The organism is Agrobacterium vacciniicorymbosi, from assembly GCF_040427045.1.
Taxonomy (GTDB): Bacteria; Pseudomonadota; Alphaproteobacteria; order Rhizobiales; family Rhizobiaceae; genus Agrobacterium.
The window spans coordinates 1-25780 of the sequence record NZ_JBETMF010000016.1; the positions used below are offsets into that span (position 1 = coordinate 1).

The window sequence follows — 25780 nt, forward strand, 5'->3', positions numbered from 1 at the left end:
TGATACTGTTATTATAATCTCCATCCGCCTCAATTGAGTACCGAAAACCCTCCTGCTTTCCCTCCATTTTCGTGCGCACAGCCAAATCCCTTCATTTGCAGTCGATTTCGAGCTTTCTGTCTGGTTTCCGTCAAAAAATACGCTCACTTATCCAGATTATCCGCATGTTCAACTGCAGGTAATTTATATATTAACGCGACAATTCGATCTGTAAGTATATATATGTAGTATATGAATTTAGCGATTTTATATATTTATGTTTTATATTTCGGTTCCACCTCTTTCCTTCAACAAGAGAAACACCTATTCGTTCACGCAACTCATTGAGCTCGCGTCATCACCATTCGTTGCTCGTCAAACCATAAGCAAAACAAGCCATTTCAACGGGGCGCTGAAAGCTCCTCGCAACTGTATATATGTGCCACCTCTCTTTCGGCGCGAAAGGATGACCCCAGATGCCACGAAGTAAGATGCTGATCTGAATTAATCTTTTGCTGTCCAGCTGGCGTCACTCTCCGCCGCCTTTCGCGCGGTCAAGTACCTCGCCGAAACAAATCTACAATAAAGACCAAATCATAAAAGCTAAAAAAAATATGACGCAAATTAAGAATGCGGGGCGGAATATGTAGAATCGCTGCCAATTGTTTAAACTCAAATCGTAAACTTGTATTTTTTTATCGACCTTTAATTTATCGTGTCCGCTTTCGACCGAAAAGTCCCATCCATTCGCTTTATAAAATAAATATTCTCTCCATTGAACAAGGACTTGATTGGCGATCAAAAGGCTCACAGAAACCAGCGCGGCGCAGCGAATAATAAGCTCCAAAACAATCACTAACTACCACTCCCCGCCTTGAGGTTTACACCCTAGATGCATCTTACAGGTCCAGAGCTCCAAACTCACCGGGAATAGCTGGTTCGAGGACTGTCGGCAAACTTTGCCATGCTTGCTTAGAAAGGTGTCCCATCGTTTGGTCTTGCACAGCTACTATCATCACCACTGTATACATTAAAAGAACCTGTCTGCGCATTGCCTCCGCAGTCAATGGCATCTCCGACCCGTCCGGCAGCTTTCCCATTGATGAATACTGTGGCTGAACCGGATGCACGCGACCGCGCATGGGAAGGTTTGGGGCATGACGGGCATCCGTGGAGTTCGTAGGCGTCACCGACCCCCACTAGTGGCTGGTCATTTACAAAGACATCCCGGCTGCCACCCGTGGCCGGTGTAGGGGGGAAGTGACATGAGTGCGCAGAGCCAATGTCTGCCCGGCGATGAGCTTGAGCCACTTATATCCTCCATACGGAATTACGATATCTCGCTTCTTACTTTGCACGGAACCGTAAAACTTGGCGAGAAATGGGACCAACAAGATTTTCATCAGGTTCATCAATTTTGGGCGATTGCTGCGTCGGTCGCGATGCGATGACAAGGGCAACAGCAAAGTCTTCCCACCCGGCTCGCAGTAGCGGCGACAGACTACCATCCGGGATCTTCGCGGGATTGATCATTAGCGCTGCAAAATCGCCGCAGAACTCGGGACTAATCTCCCAGCCAATACTTTTGGCCCTTCCCACAATCTCGCCGAGAGATACTTCACCTTGGCACCAGGAAAGTGCCGAGCAGCCAACGGGCGTCCACCCCTGACCATCGCATATCATTCGCCAACGCTCAGCAGGAAATTCCAAAAGATTTGACAGCACCTTATGTTGAGACGCTATGGCGCGTAGAGCAATCTCGTAGTTCAATCTGGTATCACCCAGAAAATCGACGTAGGTGCTCTTCCACTGCCTAGCGGTCGAATGGAGCTCCAGCCAGACGCCAAGAGGGTTGGATCCGTCAGAAAATGTGACCGGGGTCGAGAGCATTCTTATCGTCCCTCGTAGAATATATGCTGCTGATCCCTATTAACCCAAGGAAGGAATGGGTTTGTCCCAGGTGCCCGTTGTCCCGCATAAAATTGTTCGGTCATCTCAACGGAACGCTGGAGCGCATAATTGGAATCGGGGAAACCGTAATGCTGAGGTCGCTGCAGCATGTCCGATGTAATGGAGTTGATGATTTTATCTTGCTGCTGGATGATTTCCATTTGCTTTTGGTACGTGTATTCCTCCGACTTCCATTCCCGAAAATACGGATGAACATTGTATGCTTGGAACGGATATTCTTCCTGTCTCGACTGATAAAGTTCGTTCCACAGTGAGTACCATTTTTTGATCCTCCAGAACCCCATCATCGATCCGAGGGACGCGCCGATCAATGTCGCACCGCCCTTTATATTCAACGCTGTTGCCCCTTTGAAGAGATTGCGCGCATCCGCCAGATAGTATGTGCCTGTGCCGACAGCAACGTCCACGGACGCGCCCGACACCCAACCGAAGGTGTAGTCAAGATCATATAGCGAGAAGGGTTTCAGAGCGCTCATCCCGTTGTGTTGTGCGGCCAATGATCGGTAGATTTTTTGAGCCGAATCGAACTCGTCGCCAGCCTGAGGGATTTCGGAAAGGTCTTTGTAGTCTTTCACCTTCTCCAACCGTTCAAGTTGCTCGGATGCGCCGCCTGATTGCCCCAGCCTGTTCGACTGGCCGCCACTTCTCTCGATCTTTTTTGCAGCCTTTGACATGCCGTAACCAGCCGTTAAGCCCGCGCCATAAAATGAAGCGACACAGGCACATAAATTCTCTCTTCCGAACAGAAGGAATGTATGCGCACCGAGAATCAAGGAAGCGCCGCTGTCATATCCAATCAGCCATGATTGAGACTTAGTGCTGTACAGACCTGCCCATCCCGTCGGATTAGACAGGTCGTTGCCGTAGGGAAAAGAAGCGTTACTCATTGGACGCCTTGGTTTGTTTTGAAGGGAATGTATGGAATGAACGGCTTTGACGGATCGAAATTTGTTTGTCCTGGGAACAGCAGACAATAAAGCTTTTTGTGATACACAACTGCCAAGGGATAGCATGCGTCGGCTTTGCTCATTCCGCCAGCATTGCATTTCTGCAAACCTTGCAAAATTTCAGACGAACGGCACTTATCCTCGCTGCACTCGTATTGAGCGATGCGCTCGTAGCCTTTGGAATAAAAAATCTGCGTTTTCTGATAGCTCTCTAAGGATTCAATAGAGTTAGAGAGCGCGTTATACGCCTTATCGACGTCCTCTTTCATTCCAATATTAAAGGTAGAGGGACTATCTGAGGTAAATTCGAAATTCGCCGGATCTACTTCACAGGTTAGCGCGTATGAAGACGAAGTGAAGGCCGTGAGTGCCGCGCAAGCTACAGCAAGAATTTTCATTTTCCGCATAGTCAATTGAGGTCGATCCTTCCGCCGTTGATTACGATACGCTGATCTCCATTGATTTCAATCTCATCGAAATCAAGAAACAGTTTACTACCGCTGATTGCCACCGTGCCGTCTTCATGCATAAGGACATTGGCTTTTCCGCAGGTAAGATGGAGCTCTCCGCCGCTATGCACCGTTGTACTATTTTGAGCGGTGAACGACATGGTATCGTTGCTCATAAGATTTACACGAGTACCGGCATTGACGCTGTATGACATACCGACGTTTGTGGCCATCCCAACCCCCGCATTGATCGCATTGAACATCCCGACGCTTTCAGTTTTGTTCTTTTCAACAATAAGCGAAAAGTTGCCTTCCCCGGGGTTAAGCAGTCCTGGGAAACCGAGATTTCTGGCAACATCGCCGATACCCGATACCAGTGACGCGAGAAGTGAGTTTACAATCCTTCCAATGCCGCTCGGTCCCACAGTCACCATCATATTCCCACCAACAACTTCATGGTGGTTATTGCGAACCTCAATTGACTTGTTGTGCCCGACAGATTGCACCCAGTTGTTGTCGATCTGCTCTGTATGATTGTTACGAATCTTCTCGTTGCGATCTTTTTGGGCGTGGACATAGATTTCTTCACGTCCCTTGTCGTCTTCAAAAGACAGTTCGTTAAACCCAACACCCTTATGCGTGTTGGTTCGGAACGTACTCTTCGTTTTGTTGGCCGGTAGGTCATAGGGCACTGCATTCGCCGGGTTTGGCACCACCCCCGTCACCAAAGGCCTGTCGGGATCGCCATCCACAAATGCGACCATCACCTCCATGCCGATGCGTGGGATGATCTGGCCGCCCCAGGTGGAGCCTGCCCAGTTCTGGGCTACGCGGACCCAGCACGTATCCGTTCCATCCTTCTTGGCCTTGCGGTCCCACGGGAACCACAGCTTGATTCGGCCATATTGATCCGGGTGGATTTCTTCACCTTCGGGACCTGCAACAATCGCAACCTGTGTACCCTCGATCTTTGGACGCCTGGTCGAGCGGTGCGGGGTGAGCGGTACTCTCGCGGGGATCGCCTCGAAGGCGTTGCGGTATTCCGGTTCGTTGCTATTGGTTTCGTATGACCGGTCCACGATGGTGTGGCTTGCCCTGATGATCACATGCTCTTCGTATTCATGTTCGGGATGCGCGACCTCGTAAGGGGTAAAGCGACGGCCGGCTTCCAGAATGCGGGAGGTGGAGGCACCGAAGACGCGGTCGTGGTCGGCTTCTGACGATTGAGTGCGCAGTTTTTGCGCTCGCTCTGCTTCTTTTACGGTCTTGATACGGGCGGGATATTCGTAAAGCTCGCGCTTGGTTGCATCCGGCATCTGCACCAGCGATGGTGTCATCGTGCCCGGTACCATGCCCGGTGTCTCGAAATTCCAGTCGGCACCGGCGCGCTGGCCCGGCACATAGGAAAAGCGGCGGGCCCAGTCGTTGATGTGGTTGCGGTCCGATGAGCCCTGTGCCAGTCGCACCTTGCCTTCGCCCTGTGCAGACGATGATGGTCCAAGCCAACCATTGGCGCTATCGGCCACATGCAGCTTGTGAGAACCGTCTTCGTGGCTGAACCAGTAGAAAAGACCGTCCTCCTCGAAACGGCGCAGGAGGTAGTCAAGGTCTCGTTCGTTGAACTGGACGCTGTAGTGCTGCGGCGGTGGCGGAGAAATGATGCCGGATGTATCAGGGGCTGGAATGCCGTGTTCGGAAAACAGTGTTTCGGCAATCTCGATCGATGTCTTGTCCATCCAGATGCGGCAATCGGAGCGGCGCGATAGCAACCACATTTGCGGACGGATGGTCATCGAGTATGAGCGCAGGCCACGGGTGATGGGCGGGCCTTCATGCAGTTCCGTCACTAGACCATTGAACGGACGGCGGCCACCGCCATCTTCGCCTTCGCCCTGGCTTACTTCAATCGAGACATCGACCAGCCTGCCGATCAGCTCTTCCGGCTTGACCGCTTCCTTCTTGGCGCGAACATTCAGCTGTATCTCGAAGAGTTGCGATACGCCTTCGCTGATCTCCATCCGCTCTGGCAGCAATTGATCTTCGCCAAGCGGCGACTTGACCTTCAAAACACGGCTGGCCTGGATAAAATCGGCGGACGATGGCTGCTCGGTCATCTAAGAACCTCTACACAAGTCTTTAAATAACAATCTAACTTCAAACTGCAGGCTAAAAACAATCATTAATTGTGTCAAAAACAAGTTTTGGGATATTCCCGCATCCAATTTGATGTACCGACAACCGCATAATGCACCCATGCTAGGAGAATTTAGCTTCCGGCATGCTCACTCTGGTCGCCACCACCTATTTCACGTTGCGAGTTTCACGGGAATCCTCTAAAGTTTGAGGACATTGTAAGCGCGAATTGTATCGAAATCGCGCTGTTAGAAACAGTGGAGGCACACTATATGAACCGCTTTTCCTCGAACGAAGCCAAAGACGTTGCATGGCGCATCGACCAGATGCACGCCAACAATGCGATTGAGGGCGTTCAGAAGGATGAAGCGCTCGCCGCTTTAGTTGAAGAATGGAATGCGGCTGGTGTTGCTGATGATGAGCAGATTGCTCGGCTCGTGCAGATGGCAAAACAACGCAATCGCGCTGCTGCTTAATAAACGTCTACGGATATTGTGAACGCTCTCATTTTGGGGGCGTTTTTTATTTAAAGCGAAGAGCTACGTGAACGAAAAGGCTATTTACGAGCGATATATGTATCCCGGCTCTGAGCCGAGGGTTCCAATCAATTTATTGGGTGCGAGAAACGGGGAAGAACTCAGCCGGTTTGAAGCGCAGATCGTTGCGATAAGGGTGAAGACCATCCCTCCGCACGCCATGGAGCTTTCGTATGATGGACTGAAAGCACTTCACCGCCATCTCTTTCAGGATATTTATGAATGGGCGGGGATGGAGCGAACTTACACGACGAGCAGGAATCCAAATGCCGCGTTCGCCAAGCCTGCATACATAGCTTCATGGATTCAAAAACAATTCGAGCATCTGAAAAGCTCGAATTACTATTGCGGGCTCGAAAAACGACAGTTTGCGGAAAACGCCGCGAGTTTCTTCAACGAAATAAATGCGGCGCATCCATTTATAGAAGGCAACGGGCGCGTACAGCGATTGTTCTTGCAAATGATTGCCGAGAACGCGGGCTATGATCTCGATCTTCGCGCTGAAGACCAACGGGAATGGTACGCGGCAGCAGAGGCAGGTTTCCTTGCCGACAATCTGAACCCATTGATTGCGTTGCTGGAGAAGCGGCTAACGAAGCTGATGACAGAATAGGTATTGGGACCGTTGAGGCTCTAATATCGGTTGCTGCGTGTTAGCATCACCTTCGCAGCAATCAGCTAATCCGCTCCTTTGCCGTCCTCATATTCCGCCGTTCCCACCCGACAAGCACAAGGCTTGCCGCGACGATAAGAACTGCGCCGATGAAGACGTTGATTGCGGGCACTTCCGTCCAGATGGCGTAACCATAGATGAACGCCCAGATCATGCCGGTATACTCGACTGACGCGAGCGATGATGCGGGCGCGTGTCTGAAGCCTTCGTAGAGAAGATATTGCCCTAATGTCGAGACTAGCCCGACCCCGATCATGAGAAGCCAGCCTTGCGCATCCGGGTTTTTCCAGAGCCAGGGCAAGGACAGTGCGCAGGCGATGCCGAACAATGCGCTTGTGGCATACATTTGCGTCAGTGTCGTTTCGCTTTTGCTGACGAGGCGAATGAGGATGGTGCTCCACGCCCAGCAGAAGCCTGCGACGATGCAGAGTGTTGCTGGGAGCCAGTTTGGAGAGTTGGCCGGATTGGCGGCCACGACGACTCCGACGAAGCCCACCGCGCACGCTATCCAGCGGCCAGCGCCGACTTTTTCCTTCAGCACGAAGATGGAGAGGACCATGACCATGATGGGCGCGGAGAAATAGAGGGTGGTGAGTTCCGCCAACCCCAGATATCGCGCCGAACTGTAGAACAGCATCCATGCGGTGAGCATGAGTGCTGCGCGAAGAACGACGGTGCCGCGATATTTGCTCTTGAGGATGGAGGGGTGGCGGTAGCGATGTGCCAGTATGCCGGTGATCAGCACGATGACGACGCTTCGCACGAAGAGTATTTGCGGGACCTCGTAGCTTTCGACAAGCCATTTGACGAGTGCATCCTGTAAAGCAAAACAAGAGTAGCCCATGGCCGCCAGCCCGATGCCGAAAAGCGGCCTTGCTTCCAATGATCCTGTCATGCACGTCACCACGATACTGCTGATGATCTGTACTAGCCCAGTCCGGTGTGACGATCCATCAAATTGCGGCAGCCTCCGTCGAGGTGTTCCGTCGATGATCTGGTGAAGGAACTCCTTGAGTGTGGTCACTGGCGACTAGCCTCACTGACCGACCAATCGACATCGGGCCTGATACACCTTACACTGCATATTGGGCATTTCAGTCCTTCAATTGTTCATCTGAACGATCTCTCATTTGTCCATGGCGCTCGCTTGCGTGCACTGGCCGTTAGAAAGCACATCATGGCACAAAAGCCCCGCAGACCGCTCGATCCAAGAGATGCCGCCGAAGCTCTGTTTGCCGCTCCCAAAAAGGCTGCGGCACCCGCCGTGGAGAAACGCGCTATCCCAACGACCAAGGAGCTCGTTTCCTTAAAGATCGACAGTGACGTCCTGGCATATTTCCAGGAAGATGGACCGGGCTGGCAGGAGCGGATCAACGATTGTCTGAGGATCCAAATGTTGGCCCGGCGCGACAGCGAGGATTGAGCCGACAGCCGGCATAGGCCAAGTCTCAGTTACAACGAGACATTGCGGTTTGTAACGACGGATACTCTTGTTTTGCTATCGAGGACAATGTGCAGGTCCCGGATTATACCGGCAGCCAAAAGAAATGCGTGGCGGACCTGATTATCGTCGCGCGCCAGGCACGGTGTGAGATTTGCGTTTGCTCAAATTGCTCTTATCGCGCCATTCGGAGCGTAGATACCATCGAAGAACTCCCGTGGGAACGAATGTCGGAATAAGCACCCAACTTGTCGCCGTTCCAGTCATCACCGATTGATGTGTTGATATTTACCCATTAAAATGGGTTGAATAAATTCGTAAATCGCATTACTTGTCCCACTAAGAGGGTCAATCAATGCGCTTCACGCTCCAAACCCATTTTGACGACGCGTGGCACCGTGCGGCAACGCTAGAACTGAAAGACGACGACGCCGGCTTCCGGGGCGCGTCTATTGTCGATTACGATATCGACTATTTCGTCAATGTGGCATCGGCGGAATTCGCAGCCGGAAAAACCGTCCGCGACCGTCACGCCTTATCTGTCTGTTATCCTGTTGATTTAGAAAATCGATATAGCGGCAACTGGCCGCCTTTCCTCCTGGATCTTATGCCGCAGGGGCACGCAAGGCGAAAGCTTGCGGAGCACCTTAGCCTTGCTGAAAGTTCGCGCGCCTCCGATCTCCCGCTGCTGTTACGATCGGCAACAGGCGGTATAGGCAATATTCGGATCAAAGAAGCGTCAGACGAAGAAACAGAGCGGCTACGCGGTGTTGAGCGCCAAGGGGTAACAGAAGTGGAAATCCGTGAACGGTCGGATCGCTTCATGGAAGTAGCCGACCGCTTCGGCATGCTCGCCTCAGGCTCCAGTGGCTTGCAAGGCGAGTGGCCGAAGGTCTCAATGACCCAGGCAGATAACGGGCTCTATTATCCTGACAGCTTCGTGGGGGATGAAGAGGCTGTGCGCCATATCATCGTCAAACTGGTGCGCAGCAACGAACCTGTGGATCGCCTTATACTCGAAGGAGAAGCTCTCTATTCGCGGATTGCTCGCGAGATCGGCCTTAATGTCCACGAGCCGTCGACCTATGCCGAAGGCGTCTTGATCATTCCCCGTTTCGACAGGAAAAAGAGAAAAGGCGGTGGCACTGTGCGGTTGGGGCAAGAGAGTCTCGTTTCAGCGATTGGCGTGGCCGATTTCGGACATATCGGCACACATGAGGCCTATATCGACGTTCTACGTCGATATTCGGCTGATCCTTTCTCGGACATAGTTGAATACTTGAAGCGCGACATTGCAAACCAAGCCCTTGGCAATCCTGATAATCACGGCCGCAATAGTGCGCTAAGCAAACACCAGGAGGGCACGATACGTTTGTCTCCGCTCTTCGATTTCGCCCCTATGCGGCTGGCCAGGGAGGGGATTGTTCGCTCCACACGATGGGCAACTATGCGTGAAAGCGGTCGCGATCATCGTCCCGATTGGAGAAGCATTTGCGGTGAATTGGCACCTGATCCTGCCGAGCAGAAGGTGCTAGCAACTGCACTCGCCAAGTTTGCCGAACATCTGCGCCAAGTTCCTGCCATAGCAAAAGATCTGGGAGCATCTCCGGAGATTCTAGGGCGTGCAATGGGACGCTGTATCGAAATCGCAGACAGTGTTTTAGAGACATGCCAGTGATGGCGGGGAACAGGTGATGGCTCGTTGGAAAAAACCCACAAAAGAGGAAATTCTTGAGAACCGGCGAACACTGGCGGAGCGCGCTCGAACTGGGGACTTAAGGCTGCCAAGTGCTGTGCTAGAAATCCGTAAAGGGTTCGGTATGACGCAAGAAGAGTTCGCCAGGACGCTATCGCTTACCCGGCGCCAAGTCGCTGAGATCGAAACAGGAACAGGGAACCCGACGCTCGAAACATTAGAAAAGATCGGCAGGCTTTTCGGGTTCGGAATCGGTTTCGTACCCAAAAGCGGTTGATGCAAAAGCTAAATTGCGCGAGAACGAAATCCGCAAGAGCACGCCAGACCACGCCTCCCTTCTACCAACTCCACCGGAAGCGTGAACGAGCGCCCGGAAAATGCCGGACGCTCTTTCTCATCTGCTTGACGGCACACTTACGGCAAAAGGTGCTTGAGCGGGCCGTGTCCAGGGCCGCGCGGAGGTTTGCCCGCAGGCCCGAGCTCGTCTGTCTTGCCATCCTCGTGAACGATGTAGCTACCATGCAGAAAACCGTTATCGAAACGGCCTTGGACAGTAACGACCTCATCCGGCTTGACGATCCTTCCGCCCTCACCGTCAGGTCCGGTTTCAACCAGAGCCCGCCCGCTATCGTCCTGGACGATAAACTTGTTGCCAAATATCTCCGCGACCTTGCCTTTGATACTGATCAAGCTGTCTTCCGACATGGCAGAAATTGCGGTCGGAGCAAGCGGTGCAAGTTCAGCGGACGGGCGTGTGAGCTTCATGGCGCCAGCGCCGCCTGCAATGCCAACGGCGAGGATTGCAAAAGCACCGAGCGCCACGGCAGCTGCGTGTCTCTTTTTTGGCTGAGGATGTGGCTTATGGGTTTCGCCTTGGCTCTGCGTGGTTTCCGGTCCAGATGTGATCGACATTTCAGGTCTCCTTTGTTTGTGGATGACCTTTTTTAGCAAGACGGTGCCGCCAGCAGGCTGAACCATCTGGTTCAGCTTGAGTTAAGCGTGAGCATCATAAAAAGCCTCGTCATTCGGAGTAAAATTTTCCTATGCGTGTACTCCTTGTCGAAGACGACGGCGACCTGTCCAGCCGCATTGCCAGCAGCCTGCGAAACGAAAACTTCGTGGTTGATATCGCGCGCAATGGTGAAGATGGGCAGCATGCAGGCCTGACCGAAGCCTTCGATGTCGCTGTCCTCGATCTGGGGCTGCCGAAGATCGATGGTGTCGCGGTTTTATCCTCGTGGCGCGAAGCGGGCCGCACCTTTCCGGTGCTGGTTCTGACCGCGCGCGATGGTTGGCCTGACAAGGTTGCAAGCTTCAAAGCCGGCGCTGACGACTTCCTGGCCAAACCCTTCAGGGTCGAGGAGCTCGTGTTGCGGCTTCGGGCTCTCGTTCGGCGGGCCAACAATCATGCAAGCGCGATCGTTACCTGCGGTTCGATTGTGTTCAATGCCCAGCTGGGCACCTTTGAAAAAGACGGTGTGCCGTTAAAACTGACGGCCCTTGAATGGCGCGTGCTCTCATGTCTCATCCTGCGCAAAGAAGTGATCGTGGATCGGAGCGAACTGATGGAGCGGGTCTATGATGGCGACGCCGACGTGGAATCAAACTCAATCGAAGTCATCGTTGCGCGACTGCGCCGAAAGATTGGCGCTGAGTTCATAGAAACGGTTCGCGGCAGAGGCTACATGTTGACGGCAGCATCATCATGAGGTTCTGGCGCCGCCAACAACCACGGTCGATTGCCGGGCGCCTGATTGCGTTTTCCATCGCATTTGTGGCAGGCGCTGTCCTTGTTGCATCCGTGATCCTCTGGTTTATCGTTGCAAGCGTCGTTCGCGAGCAAATCGATCAACGGCTCGACACCCAGATCGAAGGTTTGCGAAGCGCGCTTGGCCTCAGTGAAGACGGCTCAGTGAGACTTGATGCTCAGTTGAACGGGCCACCTTTTGATCGGCCGGGATCTGGATGGTACTGGCAGGTGACATCCCAAAATCTCAGCTTGTCCTCTCGCTCTTTGCAGACCGATCGTCTTGAGCCACGCCGCCGCCCAGACTGGCGTGACCTTGGAACGAGCAGGCCCCGACCGAGCGAGGCCGGAGATGCGCACGGCAAAGCGCTCTATGTCAGAACGTTGCAGGCGCAAGTTGGCGATCAATCAGTACAGATCACGGTCTCTGCACCGCAATCGGCGTTGACCGATCCGGCCTTGCGCTCACTGATGTGGCTGGTGCCTGCCATGCTGCTCTTAGGCGTTAGTCTTCTCATAGGGACATATTTTCAAGTGCGCTTTGGCCTCAAGCCGCTCATTCGCCTTGCAACCGATATTGGCGCGGTCTCAAGTGGAAACAAAGCGAGCCTGCCGGATGCCGGTGTCGACGAATTGAAGCCGGTGTCTATCGAGATCAATCGCCTGATTGCATTGAACACCCGGCGTCTGGAGGACACGCGCATCCATTTCGCCAACATGGCTCATGGCCTGAAAACACCCGTTGCCAGCCTGACGATTGGTCTGAATGAAAAAAACGACCCGGACGGCGGCTTAAGGGATCTTGTTCATCGCATTGACCGGCGAATTCGCCACCATCTAGCGGACGCGCGCAAGGCCGCGGTTGCCGAGCTAGCCGATCAGCACACCATCGTCCGTTCGCATCTCAACGATCTCCTTCTCGTTCTGTCAAATGTCTATCGAGCCAAAGACCTTTCCCTTCGCTGCGACGTCGAGGGTGACATCGGTGTTCGCTGCGACCCGGAAGACCTGGACGAGGTTCTCGGCAACCTTCTCGATAACGCATTCAAATGGGCTGCAACAACGATCACTGTTTTTGCAGAGCAAAAAGGACAATTCATCGAAATCAAAATCAGAGACGATGGTCCTGGCATATCCGAAGACAAGATAGAATTGGCCTTCCGTCCCGGCTTGAGACTGGATGAACGGGTGACGGGAAGCGGATTTGGTCTGGGAATTGCAAAGGAAATTACCGAGCTCTATGGCGGAACGGTTTTGCTCAAAAATATCGAGAACGGATTTGAGGCGGTGGTGACCCTCCCGGCATCATGGGAAGACGGGGAAACGCTCGGCTAGATGAGCCGTGACGATCGAACCGTCACCAACAGTCATGTCTCGGCAATGCGCAAAGAGGCTGAATTCAGCGCGTGGGTTGTCATCGATACTGCGTTTGACCATACGTCCGATTTGCACGTCGAGAAAAGACATCTAGAAAGTCGGACCGACGATGGCGTGACGACACACCGTGCAGTCGGCTCAGACGCTCCAGCTCCGAAACGTTACGCTTTGCGACGACCAACAGTCACTGGTCGTCCATTGTAAAATCGCAAGACCATACGTTGAAGCAGCGAGTTTCAGGTCCCTGCACGTGCCTATCCTTTACCCGGCACCACATCGCGTTCCAGCGTTTCGATATGCTCGTCACAGACGATCTTCACCCGTTCCAACAGATGCGCCGTCCGCTCACCGAGCCAGACAAGCGCTTCTTCGCTGATCTCGAAATGCTTTGAGTAGCGAGCCTTCACATAGGCTTCGTTGATCGTGTTGAACCAGGCCCGCTCACGATGGTGGTCGCGTGGAAAGGCTTCGACCAAGCGCAGGTCCTGCTCTTCCGCAAGCGAACGCAAGAACTTAAGATTGTGAGAAGGTGGCGCGTAGTTGGTCAGCGTCAACAAAACGCAGGTGTAAGCTTGCTCGATTGTCTGATGTAGGTCAAAAGCCGCCAGATCGCGGTTACCTCGGCTGATGTGAAAGGTGGCCCCTTCCGAAAACTGACGAAGTAGATGCGTACGGCTCTCAAATGAGTCCCGCGCCACTCTCAACCGCTCTTCCGCAGTCAACGGCTTCGGCTCCGCCAATGGCACGTCATCAAGCTCGTAAAGAACGATGCCTTCCTTGCGAATGTCCGAGAAGAAGTAATGGCCTTCCTTCAGCTGTGTGTTTACCTCGCGCAGCGAATGCACGATGAACTGCGCCGGTGTTTCGATAAAGCTGTCGCGGATCAAACGGTCGGCTGCCTTATACCAGTATTCGGCAAAGTCGGTCAGCTTGCGATTGTTGACGATCACCAGAAGATCGAAGTCCGAGCGATACCCCTTCATCGTGTGGGGCTCGTCAACGAAGGTGCCGCGGGCATAAGAGCCAAACAGGATGATTTTGAGAATGCGTCCGCGCTTTTTGAAGTCGGCTGTGCCTTCACCCAGAGCATCCTCGAACTCCTCGTGCAGGATTTCCAAAACACGGGCGAGCTCGCGTTGCTTGCGTGGCGGGATATGATCGATGGACGACTTCATCATGGTAACAGGTTCTTGTTGTCTGACGGTAACGATGTCGGCTTGCGGAAGGTGGTACGGGAGAACCATACAGAGTTCAACCCAAACAACAACTGCAGGAAAGCCCGGTAGAGCGTTGACATGGTTTGCACAAAGGCAACCATGGTGATCGGTCAGCCTTCTTCTATGCGGTCGTCCAATCACAGGCGTGGATGTTTCGACCTTAAGCAATCTCTCATCGGCCGCTGCCGTTTCCCAATTTTCCCGCCATGCGTTCAAGCGTCTGGTCATTCAGCGCGACGCGGTGAACGAGCGCTATGACGACGTGGCCTGCGATCAGAACCAATAGACCCCATGCCAGGAAACCGTGAAGAAGATCGGCAGGCTTTATCATCCAAACTATCTCCACTCCGCTTGCCGGGATCCACGGCTCCCACCCCTTGCCGCTGCCATAGGCGCGCAACAGCGCCAGTGCCGGAATGCTAAACATCAGAAGATAGAAGCTGGCGTGAACAACAACGGCTGCCCGACCGGTTACGGTTGTCGATTGAACCGGGCGCCGGTTGCGATTGACGGTCCACCAGATCGCGCGAATGATGACAAGCACGATCACCACAAGGCCAACGGTGCCGTGGCCAGGTCCAAGCGACGTGACTGTTCTGACCCATTCCGTATCCCCGAACAATCGCCACGTCAGAATGACGATAAACTGCCAGATCAGCAGATACGCCATCGTCCAGTGCAGCAACCGGCTGACCAATCCGTAACGCTCCGGTGTATCCAGCCACATGCGAAATTCCTTCTTCATCATTGCCTGCCTCTAGCTGCCGCTGACGCAGAGCGCAACCGAGGGGTTTGACCAAAAGCGATCGTCGGATCCTGGACTGCGTTCCCCTCACCCAATGGTGCCAGACGCACGCCCGTCCTGCCGCTCACTACGGCGCTATTGGGAGCGCGTTCCCGTCAGGACAGGCTCACCCCCCAATCCCTCTCAATGACTCTGTGCTCGCGAAACCATACGGCTGCGCAAGCCTGCCTGCAGGGCGGTCCTTGTGACATCGAGCACCATCATGGTTCATCGCCCCCGATCACATCAGCTTGACGGCTATCGGCGTGCTGATCGCTCCCATTGCGTTGCTGCGCGGTGCCGTCTTCCAAACCGCGGCCTTGATCCATCCGGCAGTCCTCGATCAGGTCCGCAAACAAGGCACGATCGGCATCGCGATCCAGAAAGGTCGGCAGCTCTGTTGCAAGCCATTGCCTCAGATCAAACGGATCGCTGGTATCGTCATCCTTCGCCAGGCTCTCCAGCACAAACGAACCGAGCAAGATCTTGCGCCGGGTTTCCTGCGCGCGCTCCTGTTTGCCCAGTCGCGATTGCAAGGCGCGTTTGCGCTCTTCGAGCTCTTTGATGCGTTGCGCGATCGGCTTTCTCATAGCGGTATCATCCTTTGACAGTCTGGCAATGGCGCTATCGGAACCGCAATCTCTCGGGTCTTGCAACGTGCAGATCTGCACGTCGCCAGCACGGCGTGCCGGTGTTAGCCGTGCTTGAACAAAGCAACAAGGGCGCACTTACGAGTTGCAGCGTGCTTGACGCAGCCGTTTGTCGATTTGGCAAAGGACAGGTGCCGGTGGCGATTTACCATTGCAGCAGCAAGCCAATTTCCAGATCAGGCGGCAGAAGTGCCGTGGCTTCGATTGCCTATCGCACCGCAAGTCTGCTGGTGAACGAGCGCGATGGGCTCGTGCATGATTTTACCGCCAAGCAGGGTGTGCTCTACTGCCAGATTGTTCTTCCCGACGGTGTCGATGCCGACTGGGCGCTGGATCGATCGGCGCTGTGGAATGCAGCGGAGGCCGCAGAGAAACGTTGCGATGCGCGCGTAGCCCGTGAGTTTGAAATCGCCCTCCCCCATGAGCTCAGCAGCGACGAGCGCCTGTCGCTGGCCCAAACCTTTGCGACAGATCTCGCCAACCGTTATCGTGCGGTAGTCGACTTTGCCATTCACGTGCCCCAGGGCAAAAGCGACATTCGCAATATCCACGCTCATGTGACGATGACCACCCGCGAAGTCACACCGAATGGTTTTGGCGAAAAGACGCTGATCGAGCGCGAGAACAAATGGCTCATCGCCCAAGACCTGCCAACCTCTCACAAACAGATCCGTGACATCCGCCAAGCCTTTGCAGAACACACCAACCGGCATCTGATGCGGGCCGGTTTGGATCTGCGCGTCGACCATCGCTCGCATCTTGAGCGCGGCCTGTCGATTGAACCAACCGAGCATATGGGGGTGCATGCCAGCCAGATGCAGCAGCGCGGCCTGCAGGTCTCGCGAGCCCGCATCGAAGAGCAGGCTGCGATACGAAACGCCGATCTCATCGCCGAAAAACCGGACGAGGTCTTGCGTCTTCTGACGGATGAGAAAAGCGTGTTTGATCACCACGATATCGCCCGCACGCTTCATCGTTACATTAACGACAATGACAGCTTCCAACGCGCGCTTGCCGCCGTCATGGCCTCACCGCAATTGGTTAAGTTGCAGCCCGGGCAGGACGACGAACTGGCGCGCTACTCAACACGGGAGATGGTCGGCATCGAACGCTCCATGGCGGCCAGTGCATTGCGTATGGCAGATCGCAAGGGCCATGGTGTGAGAGCAGATCGTGTCGAATATGCGCTCGATCATCAGGATGCCCTCTTGAAGGGAAGTGTGCTCAGTGACGAGCAACGGACGGCTGTACGTCACATCACCTCAAGCCAGCAGATCGCCACCGTGATCGGCTTTGCCGGGGCCGGCAAGTCCACCATGCTGGCCGCCGCACGCAACGCCTGGGAAGCACAAGGTTATCGTGTCCATGGAGCAGCGCTTGCCGGCAAGGCTGCGGAAGGATTGACACAATCGTCGGGCATCGCCGCGCGCACATTGGCGTCATGGGAGTATGGCTGGCAACGCGGAAAAGGCGAGCTTCAGCGGGGCGACATTTTTGTCATCGACGAGGCAGGCATGATCGCAAGCCGCCAACTGGCACGGGTCATAACCGAGGTCGAAGCGCGTGGCGCCAAGCTCGTTCTGGTCGGCGATCATGAGCAGTTGCAGGCTATCGGTGCGGGCTCCCCCTTCCGGGCCATTGCAGAGCGGATCGGTTCGGTCGAGCTTACAGACATCCGTCGCCAGACACAGCACTGGCAGCGACAGGCATCGATTGCTTTTGCCACCCATCGCACCGGGGATGGACTGCAAGATTATGCGGATCGTGGCCATGTTGTTTTTGCCGATGACCGGGAGACGGCTCGACAGGAACTGGTGCAGGATTATCTCGTCGATCTCAACCAGAACCCATCCGCCTCGCGCATTGCCCTTGCCCATCGTCGCCTGGATGTCCGTGCCATCAATGACGGGATCCGAGAAACGCTTCAGGCAGACGGACGGTTGGCGAAAGGCGACGGAACCACGATTGGTCATGACGACGCGTCTACGGTCGAACTCAGGCCTGACCTTGTCGGTCACACGGATCGCGAACTCGTCTATCAGACCATCAACGGACAGCGCTCCTTTGCACAGGGCGACCGCATCCTTCTGCTCGAAAACAATCGCGATCTCGGCGTCAAGAATGGTATGCTGGGAACAGTGGAAGCCGTCGAGCCGAACGCAATACATCTGCGGCTCGACGGATCTTCAGGTGGACAAAACGATGCCCGCCATCTGTCCCTCCCCGTTAAAGATTACCAATCCTTTGATCATGGCTACGCGACCACCATTCACAAGGCGCAAGGGGCAACCGTCGACCGTGCCTTCGTCATGGCATCGTCGACCATGGATCGGCACCTGACCTATGTGGCCATGACCCGACATCGAAATGCAGTCACGCTTTACGCCGGTCGTGACGATCTTAAAAACAGGCAGGAGATGGTCGCCAGCATGAGCCGCTCCGGCATCAAGGAGACCACGCTCGATTACGAGAAAACCTTTGCCGAACGGCGTGGGCTGACATCAAAGTTGAACGAAACCGACGAGATCAAGCTTGAAGCTCTCGCGACCAAAGGGCATCAATGGGCAGGGCAGGATCGGCTACACGATCGCAGGCAGGCTTACGAGGAGCCAGCCTTTGATCTGGCCGGTCCTGCTCGCATACGCGATCGGAAAAATGTTGCCGAGCGGTCCGGCCTCAACGCGACGGAACCGCTCCTGGATCGGGCGCAAGTCCCCGCCCCGCTTATCCCTGCCATCAGCCATTATGATCGCACCGTCGAAGACATTGCCCGTGAAAAGGCCTTGCCCAATCTGGCAAGAGATATGCAGGCCGTGCGGTCTGTTGCTCGAGAGGTCTACATCGATCCCGACCGGGCTGCAGCAACGCTCAGTGCCGCTATCGTCGACACCGGTGGAGACGGGCAGGTTCTTGCCAGATCACTCGTTGAGAACCCCGAACAGTTCGGACCCTTGCGCGGAAAGGCTGGCCTGCTCGGGGACAACAAGGAGCGAAAGCTTGCGCGCCATTATGCTCCGGCCCTCGGCAACCACGTCTTAATCGCAGCAAAAACCTGGCAGCGTCGCCTGGAGGCAGAGCGCAAATCAGAAATCTGGAAACGTGAGCACCGAGACATTGTCGAAGTTCCCGGCCTTACAGAACGCAGTCAATCACTGCTGCAGCAATTTAACAGCCTGGCTCTTGAAGACAGGCAAACCTTTCTGGCGCATCTTCTCGCCACGCCAGAGGGCAAGCAGGCCATCACCGAAGCACAGACAATCGCAAGCGCTCTCGAGCAGCGCTTTGGCAGCACCGACCTCCGAAACCTGAAACCAGACCAATTACGGTTGGGGCCCGACATTGCAAATAAACTCGATCAGATCAAACAAGTTGCCCGCATCGTTGAGCGGGTACAACGGACTGAGCTTATTCACCGACACGAGCTCAAGCAGTCCTTGAGACAGGGACTGGGCCTGAAACTATAACGTCATCAGGCCAAGCGGTCGATACCATCGACAGCCGTTGAAAGCCGACAGTGCCTATTCAAAAGATCCAGCAACCGATGCCGTTTTCCGGGCACTGACAGCTCGCTTGGACATTAAACTTTCGATCGAGTGAACCGCACCCGAAGTGCGGCATACCTACAAGGGTATGGTGGATTCAAATCCCACCCTCTCCCTCACTATTGACACAGTGATTTTAAGGATCAATTCTCCGTTTTCGGGATGTTTCTACCCACGAAAATACCCGACGAATCATGTATCTCAGCTACCGAAAATCCGGCGTCCGCTTCCAGATCGCCGTCCCCGTTGATCTCCACCTTCGAATAGGGCGAACCCCGATCCGGATCCCGCTGGGGATGATCTCGGCCACCTCTGCCAGACGGATCGCCCGTTTACTCTCTGGCCACGCCGAGCGCTTATCCCCCTAATTTCTGGGAGGTGTTGTCGATTGAGGACCGTTACCAGATCATGACGTCTAAAGGTGGCACCAACCGCATTGCGGCACTGTTCGAAAAAATCCAAGGGAAGCCAATCTCGCGTCAGCAGGTCAGCGCACTTGCCCAGCAGCATGATTACATGACACGTATCCGGCGAAAGGGCGGTGCAAGAGACATTCTCGCACCGAAAGGCATCGCTTTGCTTTGGGGGCAACGTGATCGCGCCTTGATCGATCAACTTGGCCTTGGCCCAGTCACCGCCGACGAGTTCGTTTCATTTGCGCCGAAAACAGAGCTGGAAATTGTTCTTCTTCGAGATGCTGGCCACATAGACTGAAGAGTAAACGACATTCGACGTTATATTTGAAGCAAGCAATGAAGAGGATCGATTTATAAATCGCTCGATTGAAACCTCAAGAACTATTGCGAAAATCTACATGATATGAAACCAATGTGCTCAGGTTCCAATGCACATGTGGGGGTCAGAGCATGTATCTATTTTTTCTAAGAATATTTACAACGGTGGCGTTCATCGTAGCTATTGTGGCGTTACCAGCAAGAGCGGCAGAAAGCGGTTCAGGTATAGGATCGCTCGCGGCCGATGCGCTCAAAAAGACGAACTCCGAAGTTTCTGGGCGAAAGCCAAAGCCGCAGCGCCGACCAAATCTGCGAGAGAGTTGGGACCGAGAGCCTAGCAAGAACGACGTCATGGAAGGGCGGGTCCCTTCTAGTGTGGTGAATTCCGCCGGTCGAGGTGCGCAAGCTGATCCATCACCTAGCACCCGCGGTTTTTCTGATCAGACTCAATATCGGAACAGCCGGCGCGCCGCCTCCAACTCGCAGCTACAAAGTCCAAGACAGGAACACAGAGTACAACGGTCATTTGACACTTCCCCAAGTCGCCAAGCTCCAGGGCTTCGTCGTGATCCATGCGTTGGTGTTGATTACATGTCCATGAATCCACGCTCTTGTGCAATGGGATGGTGACTATGCGTCCTGTCCTTCACGCAGCTTGGCTCGCTTCGTTTTTGCTCGTTGCTGGACTCGCTTTTTCCGGAGACGAGTGGCCGCTCGATTGGAGCACATCGCGGTGCTCTCCGGAAGTCAAAGCGTTCATCGCCAAGTCTAAGATTCATGACATTTACAGAACTAGACCGCGCAACGGATCAGGCAAATCCGAAGTGATAGCAGAGATTGGCGATCCAAACGCGCCAGGACAGCAAGGTAAGTATGCAGATTGGCTCATCAACATCAGGGATGCGTCACCCAAAAGCCGGTCCTCGTTCTACAAATCTCTTGAACGTGGATCATGGGTTGTTTTTAAAGCAGACGGAGATGCGAAGAACCCTGGCTACGATCAACGCCTGTTCTATATAGAGGGAGGACGATGCCGTTTTAAAGGGCCAACGTCTGAGGCAGGTAAGGACGAGCTTCCAGACGAAGTGGACCGGTTCGTCAGAAGCGCTCTCGATATCGAGATACAGCAGCAAAAGTCTCTGCTGGCTGCGTTGTTTGGAGACGCAAGGCCCAGCACAGACCAAAATCAATCAGACACAGAATTGTCTGCTCTCAGGTCGTCGTCGACTGCCCTCGATAGAACGACGGACTCTGAAGGAGCTCCAAAGAGCACCCTTCCAGTACCCGTACTTGAGAAGATCGCCCAAATCCATGAGCAGTGCGGATGGAATGGCGCAAATGAAACTGAAATGAGCGGGACCTTTGTGAAGGAGGTCGACGTTAATGGTGACGGCAAAACAGACTGGGTGCTCGACGGGCATGAGATATGGTGTTCGAAGGAGGGCAAAAAGTCGCCGGGCGTCGAAGGGCCGTACGGCTTTCCACTCTGGATCATCATCGATACGCCATCCGGTCCCAAAATGGTTGATCAGATCAGCCAGGACGTCGGGGTTATAAGACGGCATGCGAACTTTGCGACTATATCATTCGACGACGGCCAGAAACTACAAATGCGCGGCACAACCATAACTCCCATAAATCGAGTGCCGCCGGGTGGGCAAGTCGTTTTTGAGATGAGGAAATAAGATGCTCCGCTTCACACTTCTCATCGCTAGCATCGTTCTCGGAATTTTGTCGTCAACCGCCACGTCGTACGCGCAGGATTGGTTAGATGGTTCGTGCAAAGCAGACATCACGTTGTTCACCATGGGTGTTCCTTCATTCGTCGGTCGCGCGGCTCCCGCCCCTGCCGCTACCATTGAAGGCAAGATCGAAGTTCTACTTGCATCCCCTCCTGCTGGACAAACTGCAAAAGAAACATTTGAGGTAGGCTTTCGAAACGGTTATCCAGTTGGTCCGGTGAGACAAGTCATCTTGAAAATGATCGAACGTGGTGGCTGGCTCGCAGTTAAGAGAAAGGGCACATCGGCTCTTTGGTCGCAGGTGTTCGTCGACGAAGGAGGCAATTGCCGTCGATTTGAGGAAGTCACGGTTGAAAAATTCAAGGCACCGACATTTGTCGTAGCTTCTTTGGCCGAGGGTAACGGTGTTTCAGCAGCCGCTCAGGCGGCGGCAACACCCGGTTCTTCCCAAGCCGCAGGTTTAGCTCAAGTGCTCGGCGACCGCGTCGATTCTGACCCCCAGCTACTGAGTGGCCCCGAGTTGCAGGCTGCAATAAAGACCTTTCCGAAACCCGTTCTGTCAAAGCTGGTCGGTTATCAGAAAGCCTGCAGAGAATCCGGTTATGATGATGCTGCAATAGACAGCGTTTACGTCAGTAGAAAGGATTATGATGGGGATGGTACGCTCGACATCCTTGTCGACGGCAATCATGCTTATTGTATCGGGATAGGTAAGGAGCGAAGCATAGTCGGCGGGGGCAACAACGCCTCCGATCTTATGATTTTTCTCCGAACGTCGAACGGCATGAAAGACGTTTTCTCAAAAATGGTAGGTACAGCCGCTCTGCTGAAATACGACGGCTTCGCTGTTTTGGTTGCGCAAGTGGAAGATCGTCCCACAACTTATCTTCTTCTTCGAAATGGTGCAGCACAGAATATCGAGGGCAAGCCACGTGGTGGTGAGGTTGTATATCGCTTGACGAAATAGTCGAGGTACCGTTCGCCGGGCGCACTACGTCACCGTTTTCAATTGGAGCACGTGGTCCGACCCTCTTCATCCCAACTCACGCCCCGCGGGCTTTCGAAATGGAGTATGCAATTGAGATCATATCTCGACTTGATCGTCGGCTTTGTTTCGTTGAGTACGTCAGCTTTAGCCGCGAGTTTTCCAATTCATCGTGCAAGGGATGAAATGCTACCATAACTTTGAGAGCCGGGACAAACTACACAACCTGACCTTCTAGAATATTGCGAGCGAGACCCAGGTGGCGAGACGCTTCAGTACGGCAGAAGGCTTTCTATCGAGCAATGCGTACAGAAGAATCTGCTGATGACGTGCCCCCGTTAAATTAGGCCATTCAGAACTGGAATTTTCCACTTATTATTCCTTGTAGGAAGAAGAGGAGAATTCGATGAAGGCCTCGAAGTTTTCGGAAGCGCAGATCGCGTTTGTTTTGAAGCAGGCAGAGGATGGAACGCCAATCGGCGAGGTCTGCCGCAAGGCGGGAATTTCGGACGCGACGTTTTACAATTGGCGCAAAAAATACGCGGGTTTGATGCCCTCGGAGATGAAGCGGCTACGACAGCTTGAGGAGGAGAATGCTAAGCTGAAGCGGATTGTTGCCGACCTGTCGCTGGACAAGGCCATGCTGCAGGATGTGCTTTCAAAAAAGCTTTAAGGCCTGCCCGCAAGCGCAAGCTTGTCGACACGATCAAGGCGGACTGGAAGGTTTCGATCCGGCGTGCATGCTCGGTGTTGAAAGTCGACCGGTCGCTCTATGTCTACAAGTCCAGGCGTGGCGAGCAGTCCGAGTTAAAGCTGAAGATCAAGGACATCTGCCAGACGCGGGTACGCTACGGTTACAGGCGTGTGCATATCCTTATCAAGCGTGAAGGCTGGTCCGTGAACCCGAAGCGAATCTATCGTCTTTACAAGGAGATGGACCTCCAGCTCCGCAACAAGGTTCCCAAGCGCCGGGTCAAGGCGAAGCTGCGGGCTGACCGCACGTAGCCGACCCGTTCCAACCATGTTTGGGCGATGGATTTCGTTCATGACCAACTGGCCACTGGTCGCAAGATCAGGGTTCTGACGGTTGTTGATACCTTCTCTCGCTTCTCGCCAGTGGTGGATGCTCGCTTTAGCTACAAAGGCGAGGATGTCGTTTAGACACTGTAGCGGGTCTGCCGACAGATCGGATATCCGGCGACCATACGTGTGGATAACGTCCTATATTCGGAATGAATTGTCGTTTTGGCAGCAGGTCGTTATCGCATCGGTCTCCCGATGCGTTTGGATTATGATGTAGGCCCGGCCGATCGTCAACGAACGGTCTCTCCCATAACAAACACAGAGTACGCATGATCGCGGCTCTCACCGTCCTTAAGACGAGATCCTCTTGCCGTCGAGCGGAAGGCCTGAACATTATCTACGAGGTCGTTGAGTAGCTCAACGCCTCCACGGCACTGTCAGAGAAGGGTCCTTCCGCTGTGGATCGTCCCTTCAAAGAAGGGGCGATAAGGTTCACCGCTTTTAATAACCGCGTGTACGGTGCGGGCCATTTTGGCGGCGATTGCTGTTGACGCCTTGCGACGTAAATGGGTGTTGTGGCGGTCCTTGGTGATGTATCGCTCGAACTTGTCGCGGAAGCTGTTGGCACGCTGCAATATCGCGACCTGGGCTGCCATCCATAAAGTCCGCCTCAGTCGTGCATTGCCGTATTTTGAGAGTTTTGTTTGACCCCTGAACATTCCTGACTGGATCGTTGCGAGGTCCATTCCGCAAAACTTCAGGAACTGGCGATGGTGCTGAAAACGGCGCAGGTCTCCGGCTTCTGCCAGGATTGTCAGTGCATTGATAGGTCCGATACCGGGGATTGTGCATAAGAGCTGATAATCGACGTTGTCCTTCAGCATCGCAACCGCACGCGCCTCGATCTGATTACGTTGGGAGATCAGGCTTCTGCCCTCGGCCAAGATCATACGAAACATGCAGATTGCGTCGGAGTCCGGCGCGACTGGAAGTCCGATTGAATGGATGGACGTGGCGTAAATGTCTGCCAACAAACGCTCTTTGCCAACTTTGCGGCCAACCACATCCCAGGCAGCTTCGATGAAAGCGTCCTTGTCCATGGCTGCGATGAAGTGCGGGGACGGGAAAAGCTCGAGAAAGGCAAAGAACCAGTCGCTGCGCGAACTGCGGTGGAAACGATCCGCTTCAGGGAAATACAGTGGCAGGTAATGCGTCAGTATCCGATGCCACAGTTCGGTCTTCGACCTCGAGACCATGTCGTGCGTCTTCGACAGCTCCTGAATGTCGTTGGTGCCGCGGATTAACGGATCATGGTAGAACTGTTCGGCACCGATGGTCATCATGTGGAGGATAACCTGGGCATCCTTTGGATCATTTTTATCCCAGGAATTGTGCAACGCTTCTCTGGTCCGAGCCAGCGCTATGGACGAGATCAATTTGATCTCGAATCCGGCTGAGCCGAGCCGATATGCCAACGCGCGATGATAGTTTCCCGTTGCCTCGAAGGCGACGCGGACGGGGCGCTGATAGCTACGCAGCAGGCCGATGAGGCGATCGAACTCATCGAGATTGTTGAGCACGCTCACCCGACGCCGGCGCTTTTTGTCCGGTGCTTCGATCAGCACCTCGTGGCGTTCTTTGGAGATATCGATAGCTGCCAGAACGGGAGCGGATGCGGTAATGTCGTGAACGGTCATAGCGGGTCTCCTTTTACAGTGTGGCTTTGCAAAACCATTGTGAGACCTGAGGCCCAGCTATGACCACCTGCTTCGCCTGATGGGGGCTACGCAAATGGTCAAAGCATCATTCAACGCAAACTTCCGAAGGTGTTATGGCAGCGAATTCATCTCCCGAGACCTTGACCTCTGGGCCTATCACAAAGGCGTCGTGCTTGACTTCTCGCGGCCAGGCAAACCGACCGACAACAGCTACATCGAGAGTTTTAATGGCAAGTTCCGCGCCGAGTGCCTGAACGCTCACTGGTTCATGAGCCTTGACGACGCGCGGGCAAAGATGGAGGATTGGCGTAGAGACTATAATGAGTTCCGGCCACACAGCGCGATCGGCAACAAAGTGCCGATTTCGCTCATGAACGGCTCATCGGCACCAGCGCCGACATGAGCCATAACCCCGGAAAATTCCAGCTCCCGCTGG

Annotated in this window: 22 protein-coding genes and 2 pseudogenes; 13 read left to right on the plus strand and 11 right to left on the minus strand. The window is 54.1% G+C overall.

All coding sequences use genetic code 11. From position 1 onward, the window contains the following. Positions 1-951 precede the first annotated feature (951 nt). From ABUK73_RS20880 to tssI, 5 genes are read right to left on the minus strand one after another with little or no spacing between them, the layout of a single operon-like run. The gene (locus ABUK73_RS20880) at positions 952-1290 is read right to left on the minus strand and encodes a PAAR domain-containing protein (protein ID WP_353578952.1); all 339 of its coding nucleotides are present in this window, start codon (positions 1288-1290) and stop codon (positions 952-954) included. Between the two features lie 36 nt (positions 1291-1326). After that, a complete protein-coding gene (locus ABUK73_RS20885) occupies positions 1327-1869 on the minus strand; it encodes a hypothetical protein (RefSeq protein WP_353578953.1) in 543 nt (180 codons plus the stop codon). A gap of 2 nt (positions 1870-1871) precedes the next feature. Further along, the gene (locus ABUK73_RS20890; protein ID WP_353578954.1) at positions 1872-2837 is read right to left on the minus strand and encodes a hypothetical protein; all 966 of its coding nucleotides are present in this window, start codon (positions 2835-2837) and stop codon (positions 1872-1874) included. Then, positions 2834-3295 carry a hypothetical protein gene (locus tag ABUK73_RS20895; RefSeq protein WP_353578955.1) on the minus strand — a complete coding sequence of 154 codons (462 nt, stop codon included), beginning with the start codon at positions 3293-3295 and terminating at the stop codon, positions 2834-2836. Before ABUK73_RS20895 ends, ABUK73_RS20890 begins: the two co-directional genes overlap by 4 nt. Positions 3296-3306: 11 nt before the next feature. Beyond that, positions 3307-5460 carry a type VI secretion system tip protein TssI/VgrG gene (tssI, locus tag ABUK73_RS20900; protein WP_353578956.1) on the minus strand — a complete coding sequence of 718 codons (2154 nt, stop codon included), beginning with the start codon at positions 5458-5460 and terminating at the stop codon, positions 3307-3309. 291 nt (positions 5461-5751) lie between these two features. Here tssI and ABUK73_RS20905 point away from each other — a divergent pair, with 291 nt between their 5' ends. Both ABUK73_RS20905 and ABUK73_RS20910 read left to right on the plus strand, forming a co-directional pair. Further along, complete coding sequence (locus ABUK73_RS20905) at positions 5752-5955, plus strand: hypothetical protein (protein ID WP_353578957.1); 204 nt, start codon at positions 5752-5754, stop codon at positions 5953-5955. A gap of 67 nt (positions 5956-6022) precedes the next feature. Further along, entirely contained in the window at positions 6023-6628 is a 606-nt protein-coding gene (locus tag ABUK73_RS20910; protein WP_353578958.1) for a Fic/DOC family protein, read from the plus strand. 61 nt (positions 6629-6689) lie between these two features. On the opposite strand, the gene ABUK73_RS20915 is transcribed toward ABUK73_RS20910, so the two are convergent. Continuing rightward, on the minus strand, positions 6690-7583 hold the full coding sequence (locus ABUK73_RS20915) for a DMT family transporter (protein ID WP_353578959.1): 894 nt from the start codon (positions 7581-7583) through the stop codon (positions 6690-6692). Positions 7584-7865: 282 nt separating this feature from the next. On the opposite strand from ABUK73_RS20915, the gene ABUK73_RS20920 reads away from it, so the two are divergent. The 3 genes from ABUK73_RS20920 (at position 7866) to ABUK73_RS20930 (ending at position 10102) form a co-directional block, all read left to right on the plus strand. Continuing rightward, the gene (locus ABUK73_RS20920; RefSeq protein WP_113089532.1) at positions 7866-8111 is read left to right on the plus strand and encodes a BrnA antitoxin family protein; all 246 of its coding nucleotides are present in this window, start codon (positions 7866-7868) and stop codon (positions 8109-8111) included. Positions 8112-8484: 373 nt separating this feature from the next. Further along, a complete protein-coding gene (locus ABUK73_RS20925; RefSeq protein ID WP_353578960.1) occupies positions 8485-9807 on the plus strand; it encodes a type II toxin-antitoxin system HipA family toxin in 1323 nt (440 codons plus the stop codon). 16 nt (positions 9808-9823) lie between these two features. Next, positions 9824-10102 carry a helix-turn-helix transcriptional regulator gene (locus ABUK73_RS20930; protein WP_353578961.1) on the plus strand — a complete coding sequence of 93 codons (279 nt, stop codon included), beginning with the start codon at positions 9824-9826 and terminating at the stop codon, positions 10100-10102. 137 nt (positions 10103-10239) lie between these two features. On the opposite strand, the gene ABUK73_RS20935 is transcribed toward ABUK73_RS20930, so the two are convergent. Beyond that, the gene (locus ABUK73_RS20935; RefSeq protein WP_353578962.1) at positions 10240-10737 is read right to left on the minus strand and encodes a hypothetical protein; all 498 of its coding nucleotides are present in this window, start codon (positions 10735-10737) and stop codon (positions 10240-10242) included. 131 nt (positions 10738-10868) lie between these two features. Between ABUK73_RS20935 and ABUK73_RS20940 the strand changes: the two genes are divergently transcribed. Both ABUK73_RS20940 and ABUK73_RS20945 read left to right on the plus strand, forming a co-directional pair. Beyond that, complete coding sequence (locus ABUK73_RS20940; RefSeq protein WP_353578963.1) at positions 10869-11534, plus strand: response regulator transcription factor; 666 nt, start codon at positions 10869-10871, stop codon at positions 11532-11534. 422 nt (positions 11535-11956) lie between these two features. Continuing rightward, complete coding sequence (locus ABUK73_RS20945) at positions 11957-12907, plus strand: sensor histidine kinase (RefSeq protein WP_353578964.1); 951 nt, start codon at positions 11957-11959, stop codon at positions 12905-12907. A 296-nt stretch (positions 12908-13203) separates the two neighbouring features. Here ABUK73_RS20945 and ABUK73_RS20950 read toward each other — a convergent pair whose 3' ends face one another. The 3 genes from ABUK73_RS20950 to ABUK73_RS20960 form a co-directional block, all read right to left on the minus strand. Further along, a complete protein-coding gene (locus tag ABUK73_RS20950) occupies positions 13204-14127 on the minus strand; it encodes a nucleotidyltransferase and HEPN domain-containing protein (RefSeq protein ID WP_353578965.1) in 924 nt (307 codons plus the stop codon). A gap of 211 nt (positions 14128-14338) precedes the next feature. Continuing rightward, positions 14339-14914, minus strand: a complete 576-nt coding sequence (locus tag ABUK73_RS20955; RefSeq protein ID WP_353578966.1) for a cytochrome b — start codon at positions 14912-14914, stop codon at positions 14339-14341. Between the two features lie 257 nt (positions 14915-15171). Beyond that, a complete protein-coding gene (locus ABUK73_RS20960; protein WP_353578967.1) occupies positions 15172-15540 on the minus strand; it encodes a mobilization protein in 369 nt (122 codons plus the stop codon). 197 nt (positions 15541-15737) lie between these two features. Here ABUK73_RS20960 and traA point away from each other — a divergent pair, with 197 nt between their 5' ends. The 5 genes and pseudogenes from traA to ABUK73_RS20985 form a co-directional block, all read left to right on the plus strand. Then, the gene (gene traA, locus ABUK73_RS20965) at positions 15738-19064 is read left to right on the plus strand and encodes a Ti-type conjugative transfer relaxase TraA (protein WP_353578968.1); all 3327 of its coding nucleotides are present in this window, start codon (positions 15738-15740) and stop codon (positions 19062-19064) included. A gap of 417 nt (positions 19065-19481) precedes the next feature. Further along, on the plus strand, positions 19482-19856 hold the full coding sequence (locus ABUK73_RS20970; RefSeq protein ID WP_353579028.1) for a NaeI family type II restriction endonuclease: 375 nt from the start codon (positions 19482-19484) through the stop codon (positions 19854-19856). A gap of 652 nt (positions 19857-20508) precedes the next feature. Beyond that, positions 20509-21561, plus strand: a complete 1053-nt coding sequence (locus tag ABUK73_RS20975; protein ID WP_353578969.1) for a hypothetical protein — start codon at positions 20509-20511, stop codon at positions 21559-21561. Position 21562: 1 nt separating this feature from the next. Next, a complete protein-coding gene (locus ABUK73_RS20980; protein WP_353578970.1) occupies positions 21563-22585 on the plus strand; it encodes a hypothetical protein in 1023 nt (340 codons plus the stop codon). Between the two features lie 424 nt (positions 22586-23009). Further along, positions 23010-23761 (plus strand): annotated as a pseudogene (locus ABUK73_RS20985) (IS3 family transposase); the annotation flags it as partial. A gap of 302 nt (positions 23762-24063) precedes the next feature. On the opposite strand, the gene ABUK73_RS20990 reads toward ABUK73_RS20985, so the two are convergent. Continuing rightward, positions 24064-25323 carry an IS110 family RNA-guided transposase gene (locus tag ABUK73_RS20990; RefSeq protein ID WP_353578971.1) on the minus strand — a complete coding sequence of 420 codons (1260 nt, stop codon included), beginning with the start codon at positions 25321-25323 and terminating at the stop codon, positions 24064-24066. Between the two features lie 136 nt (positions 25324-25459). Between ABUK73_RS20990 and ABUK73_RS20995 the strand changes: the two are divergent. Beyond that, a pseudogene (locus ABUK73_RS20995) lies at positions 25460-25747 on the plus strand (integrase core domain-containing protein); the annotation flags it as partial. Between the last annotated feature and the right edge of the window lie 33 nt (positions 25748-25780).

Excerpts from the sequence above, each read along its gene's own strand:
- ABUK73_RS20885 (WP_353578953.1), bottom strand. The coding sequence starts at position 1,869 with ATGCTCTCGACCCCGGTCACATTTTCTGACGGATCCAACCCTCTTGGC.
- ABUK73_RS20890 (WP_353578954.1), bottom strand. The coding sequence starts at position 2,837 with ATGAGTAACGCTTCTTTTCCCTACGGCAACGACCTGTCTAATCCGACG.
- ABUK73_RS20895 (WP_353578955.1), bottom strand. The coding sequence starts at position 3,295 with ATGAAAATTCTTGCTGTAGCTTGCGCGGCACTCACGGCCTTCACTTCG.
- tssI (WP_353578956.1), bottom strand. The coding sequence starts at position 5,460 with ATGACCGAGCAGCCATCGTCCGCCGATTTTATCCAGGCCAGCCGTGTT.
- ABUK73_RS20905 (WP_353578957.1), top strand. The coding sequence starts at position 5,752 with ATGAACCGCTTTTCCTCGAACGAAGCCAAAGACGTTGCATGGCGCATC.
- ABUK73_RS20915 (WP_353578959.1), bottom strand. The coding sequence starts at position 7,583 with ATGACAGGATCATTGGAAGCAAGGCCGCTTTTCGGCATCGGGCTGGCG.
- ABUK73_RS20920 (WP_113089532.1), top strand. The coding sequence starts at position 7,866 with ATGGCACAAAAGCCCCGCAGACCGCTCGATCCAAGAGATGCCGCCGAA.
- ABUK73_RS20925 (WP_353578960.1), top strand. The coding sequence starts at position 8,485 with ATGCGCTTCACGCTCCAAACCCATTTTGACGACGCGTGGCACCGTGCG.
- ABUK73_RS20930 (WP_353578961.1), top strand. The coding sequence starts at position 9,824 with ATGGCTCGTTGGAAAAAACCCACAAAAGAGGAAATTCTTGAGAACCGG.
- ABUK73_RS20935 (WP_353578962.1), bottom strand. The coding sequence starts at position 10,737 with ATGTCGATCACATCTGGACCGGAAACCACGCAGAGCCAAGGCGAAACC.
- ABUK73_RS20940 (WP_353578963.1), top strand. The coding sequence starts at position 10,869 with ATGCGTGTACTCCTTGTCGAAGACGACGGCGACCTGTCCAGCCGCATT.
- ABUK73_RS20950 (WP_353578965.1), bottom strand. The coding sequence starts at position 14,127 with ATGATGAAGTCGTCCATCGATCATATCCCGCCACGCAAGCAACGCGAG.
- ABUK73_RS20955 (WP_353578966.1), bottom strand. The coding sequence starts at position 14,914 with ATGATGAAGAAGGAATTTCGCATGTGGCTGGATACACCGGAGCGTTAC.
- ABUK73_RS20960 (WP_353578967.1), bottom strand. The coding sequence starts at position 15,540 with ATGAGAAAGCCGATCGCGCAACGCATCAAAGAGCTCGAAGAGCGCAAA.
- ABUK73_RS20975 (WP_353578969.1), top strand. The coding sequence starts at position 20,509 with ATGCGTCCTGTCCTTCACGCAGCTTGGCTCGCTTCGTTTTTGCTCGTT.
- ABUK73_RS20980 (WP_353578970.1), top strand. The coding sequence starts at position 21,563 with ATGCTCCGCTTCACACTTCTCATCGCTAGCATCGTTCTCGGAATTTTG.
- ABUK73_RS20990 (WP_353578971.1), bottom strand. The coding sequence starts at position 25,323 with ATGACCGTTCACGACATTACCGCATCCGCTCCCGTTCTGGCAGCTATC.